Origin of the sequence: Proteiniphilum sp. UBA1028 (assembly GCF_002316955.1) — a bacterium.
Lineage (GTDB): Bacteria > Bacteroidota > Bacteroidia > Bacteroidales > Dysgonomonadaceae > Proteiniphilum.
This window is the reverse complement of sequence record NZ_DCEN01000049.1, coordinates 194053-198832: the sequence shown is the minus strand read 5'-3', so window position 1 is coordinate 198832 and position 4780 is coordinate 194053. Positions and strand designations below refer to the sequence as shown.

At 35.8% G+C, this 4780-nt stretch carries 2 protein-coding genes; both read right to left on the bottom strand.

Translation table 11 applies throughout. From position 1 onward, the window contains the following. Window positions 1-294: 294 nt before the first annotated feature. Window positions 295-2412, bottom strand: a complete 2118-nt coding sequence (locus B3Z75_RS09265) for a heparinase II/III domain-containing protein (RefSeq protein ID WP_294070610.1) — start codon at window positions 2410-2412, stop codon at window positions 295-297. Between the two features lie 93 nt (window positions 2413-2505). Continuing rightward, the gene (locus B3Z75_RS09260) at window positions 2506-4659 is read right to left on the bottom strand and encodes a chondroitinase-B domain-containing protein (RefSeq protein WP_294070607.1); all 2154 of its coding nucleotides are present in this window, start codon (window positions 4657-4659) and stop codon (window positions 2506-2508) included. Between the last annotated feature and the right edge of the window lie 121 nt (window positions 4660-4780).

The following is a 4780-nucleotide window of genomic DNA, read 5'->3' as shown; positions in this document are numbered from 1 at the left end:
CTATAAAAATAAAGCCTGACACAGTTTAATTTACACAACCTCTACAATATCAATCATTCCATCGAAAGCGCCAGCACCTAGTTTCTCATGTTTCGACTCTTTCTGAAACCTTGACAATTCAGCTTTTCATGGCCGTGATGTCATCAGGGATTCCTGTTGACTTCGGTTCCAGTATATTGAAGTTTTTTCTTCTTGAATCCTTTCTTTTCCATCGTAATACCATTTTTCAGCAAAGACAACACTGAATCACACTGGGATTTTGCTCCCCATACATCACACATCAGGATTCCGGTTCTACATAGAGTCTTTCCGATTCCCTATTTCAATTTTCACACTTCCTCCCGAAGTTAAATTTAAAATGAGTGTAGAAGAGTCTCTTTTATTGTCTACTATTTCTATATTTTTAATTTTCGGATAAGAAGACACTGTGTATTCTTTAATAGGATTGAATTCTCCATGAGGTTCCAGTATAGTAACATAGGTTCTTTCAGACTTGTTATGGTCTCGTAGCATATACATCTGATCGTTTCTTAAATTGAAATTTGGATCATTGGCACCTATTCGGGTCAAAAACAACTCCGTTTCTGGAGTTACATTTGTTGTTAATGAATAAAATCTGTTCCCATTGAGGAAAGTCAATGACGAGACAGGAAGATCGGATTTTCCTTCTGCTTCCAGCCATAAATGCTGATATCCGTTTTCATCACCAAACACTTGCTGTGAATCTAAATGACGCTTATAAGTAAAATTGGCACCTATCAATTGACCTTTAAAGTAAAATGGCAAATCTAAAGTATGCTCCGACTTACCACTCACGGTAAATATGTCAATCAAAACAGGACATTCAAAATTAGAATCCTCAACTATAGCTACCTTACGATTTAACTTTATACCTGGATAGGCGGTTGAGTCTTCGGCAGCTGCAGCCACCATATTTTCCTTTTGGATGAAAAAGAGATGCTTGGGCGAAAAGTTTTCAGAGATGTTTATATCGCCATTATAATGTGACTGTTTATCAATCACAATCGTGTTGTGAGCAACGGTTTGTTTTGCGAATGAGTCATTCTCCGGCAGATAATGCCCTCCATTTTTTTGCTCAATATTCAGAAAACGAACAGCACCATAATCTTGCAAAATATTATTACCCTGATCATAAAAAGAAATAGAAAGCTTATCAAAATGACCATGGGAAAGCCCATGAGATGTATATTTAAATACAACAATAGTTTCATCCTCATTTTCAGCACGTAAAATTGCAACTGCACCTTCATCCCCCTTGGCACCATCCTTGAGTAAAACTGATCTACTCCTGAAAGTATTATCTTCCTTATTATTGATTGCCCGGGCTACTTTCATGCCATCTCCGGTTAAAATAACCCTATCTTGCTCCTTTGCAATACTCAAGAATGATTTATAACCGTCTGGATTCTTTGAATAAGCAATATCCAAAGCATATACCAATTCTTCACTATGCCAGGTTTTTTCTAATGCATCATTCAAGTAAAAAAAGAGACCATTAGAATCAGCCAACTGAAGCTGAGATGCAACAGCCTTAAGAAGAACGCCATCTTTATATCCAAAGATATCCAGCTCGGGTTGATTATTGTCAATAGTACGGGCAAATGTAATAAACGGATGCAAGGCATATCTCTGATAATAGGGACCTTCGGTAAAATATCCATCAGGAGAAAACAGTTGATTTATTTGAGCCAAATAGCCACCTTGGCCATTTTTATAAAAACCGTATAGAGATTTATCAATTAAATCTTTGTTCCCCATAGCATACCCTATCATGCCTACAGCAACAACAGCCCAGGTTCCATGATTATGAATCCGATTAAATGTGGAAAGATTATCTTTCGTCAAAAACTCGGCTATTGGATAAAACAAACGATTTTCAATATATTCTCTTTCTTCAATAGTAAGAAAATCATAAATGCAATCATAGGCTTGTGCTGCGTAAACCAGCCAGACACTTTCATTTAATCCTTGCCAAAAAATCTTACCTCTATAATTAGATCTTGTTACAGGATGGAGTGGTAAACCGGGATACATTTCTGCATATTTTTTCAACATTTCACGTACGAAAATGGCATATTTCTCCTCTCCCGATATTTGATACAATGCGCCGGCGTTCATCATTTCTTTGTAGTTTTGCTTATGACGCTCGTGTGTATAACCTCCTCCGGCATCCTTTGGCATCGGCACATCCATGGATAAGTTTAAAATATCATCAATTTCGTCTTTCACCATCTTGTATGAAGCGAAAAACAACGGTGCATCATTTAAATTTTGTTTTATGTCCTGTACATCGGCATGAGTAAGCAATAGTCTGGGATGTTCCTGCAGTTTTATATTGGCAGATAATACAATGGGTATAATGAGTAAAAAAAGTAATATTTTTGGTTTCATACGATTATCTATTCTTTTCGTTATGGTGCATGTGGCTCACTTTAATCATATATTTGGGTGATAGTGATTATCACGCTCATTTCACAATCCCATTTATTTATATAAGCGATTCATTCTTACCTTACCCGAGTGATTATATGTAATATTTTCAATTTGGATATCGTCCCATGCAAATTCGTCAAATAATATGGACGCACCTCCTCTTCCGCTGTTGTTAAAAATCAAATTACTTATCCGTGCTTTTTGCACACCTATTAGTCTTAAAGTAGAGCCTCTTTCCTGATTGCTACTATCTGTAAATGTTGAGTTAGTGATATATATTGAAGGACCTGAAGTACTTTCATCATTACCTCCACGATAAATATTAACAGATGAGCCCAATATTTTCTCAAAGTGACAATTATCAATGACCACATTTTCAGCGCTATATTTTCCAGTATCGTCCTTTTCTGCGCTTAAACTTATTCCCTCTCCCGAGATATTTTGAAAACGACAATTATTAAAGATCAAAGAATCTGCAAATGTGTTCTTCTGAGCTTTAAAACCAGCAAATGTAGATTCTTCGAAATAAATAAAATCACAATTTTCTATTGTAGCATTATATTTTCCACTCATAACCTTAGCCGGCGCAATCCCTGCAAAAGCCCTACTCTTTCCCTCAGCGGGTCGACCATTAAAAATAAACCCTGATAACTTGAGATTACCCCCGTCTGTAATCTGAATCATTGGATTACCTGATACAGACCCGATATATCGAATAATTGGCTTGTCGTCATCAGTGGATTCAGCCCTTATTATAAGATGTTTTTCTATTACGATAGGTTCTTCAAGTAAAATATCGGAAGATGATTTAAGAATAATTGTATCATTGTCGTCAGCTTCTGTAACTACTTCACGAAATGTATCCGCATCACTTACAACATACTTTTTAGCTGATATGACACCCTCATCTTTCACTTGATTATCGAACCACTGAGCACCGCAATCTCCTCTCTCGATGGGTAATGTTAAATCGGGCTCATTTAATTTTTGATATTCAAAACCTTCTCTTTTTATTGTGCTATTTTTAATATCAAAAATATTACCTGAAAAGTTAATTCCTGAAACATCATCGTTTTCAATAAATAACTCCATTGCATTTCTATTAATAATTATATTTTCAGAAAAAATTGTTTCTGTTGGTGGCAAAGTGCGCTCATTATCTTTTCCAACGCCAAATTCTATATTATCGCAATCAATAAACACATTTTCCATTATCTGCGTATTTTTCACCTGATGATACCTGTTAATCAGCGAATTTGGCACAGCATTCATCACAGCCAAAGCAGCATAAAAACGTTTACCTGTTAAATCCTTTAAATAATTTCTTCTTACAATATGATCTTCTCCAACGATTCTAATTCCGCCTGTGTTAGGTTTTCTGTTACCTAAAAAAAAGTTCTCCTCCACAACATTGCCATTGCCATGTCTTAAAACCAATTCACCCGATGATTCAAAGAATACGTTGCGAGCAATGTAGTTGTCACTTGATTTAATTGATACATGCTCTACCTCACCATCACAATGCTCAAACCAATTATCTAAAATTTGTGTTTGTGATGAGGCTAGTGAATAGGTTGAGTTACCCACCCGCATTGTCTCTGATCCATTAGAACCATAATTTGGACGTTTACCAAAAAAATTGTGGTCGATAGAATGTTTGTTCTCCCGATTTCGATCTTCATCAAGCTCTACAATCAGAGTTGTTCCAGCATTTTGTTTACCAAAAAGGGTATTATGATCAAATCTATTATTCTTTCCATAAAAAGCCACCCAAGAATTACTGGATGATCTGTCTTTGGGGTTGTAGCTTTCAATCACAAGCCCTGTAATTCTACAGTTGTTCGCTACTTCTTTATCCAGTCTGTACTCAATTACAGGACCCTCTGGTGAGAATCCATTCACAAAATACAAGTTATGTATTTCAAGATATTCACCTGCAATTTTAAGATTTGACTCCCCCTCTAATCTCACTTGCCCTGCTGTTTCAGCCATTACAACAATGGGTTTTTCGGCAGTTCCTTTTGCATAAGCTCTGAATACAATATCCTTATAAACACCGTTTTTAATAACAAAGGTATCTCCGGGCAAAGCGTTTTTTAATGCAGAACTCAATTCATCAAAACTACTGTAGTTTTTACTTTTGTTGCAAGCGCTAAAAACAGTTAGGAAGGAAATAAAAAAAAATATTATTTTTTTGTTTTTCATTTTAATTCAATTGATTATGTTTATTTTTGGCTCCAATGTCTCAGAGTAAAATACGACTAAACAGGCAATAGTGACCTTGTTAGCGTTATAAAAGTCACTATACCTCATTAGACCTGGTAGA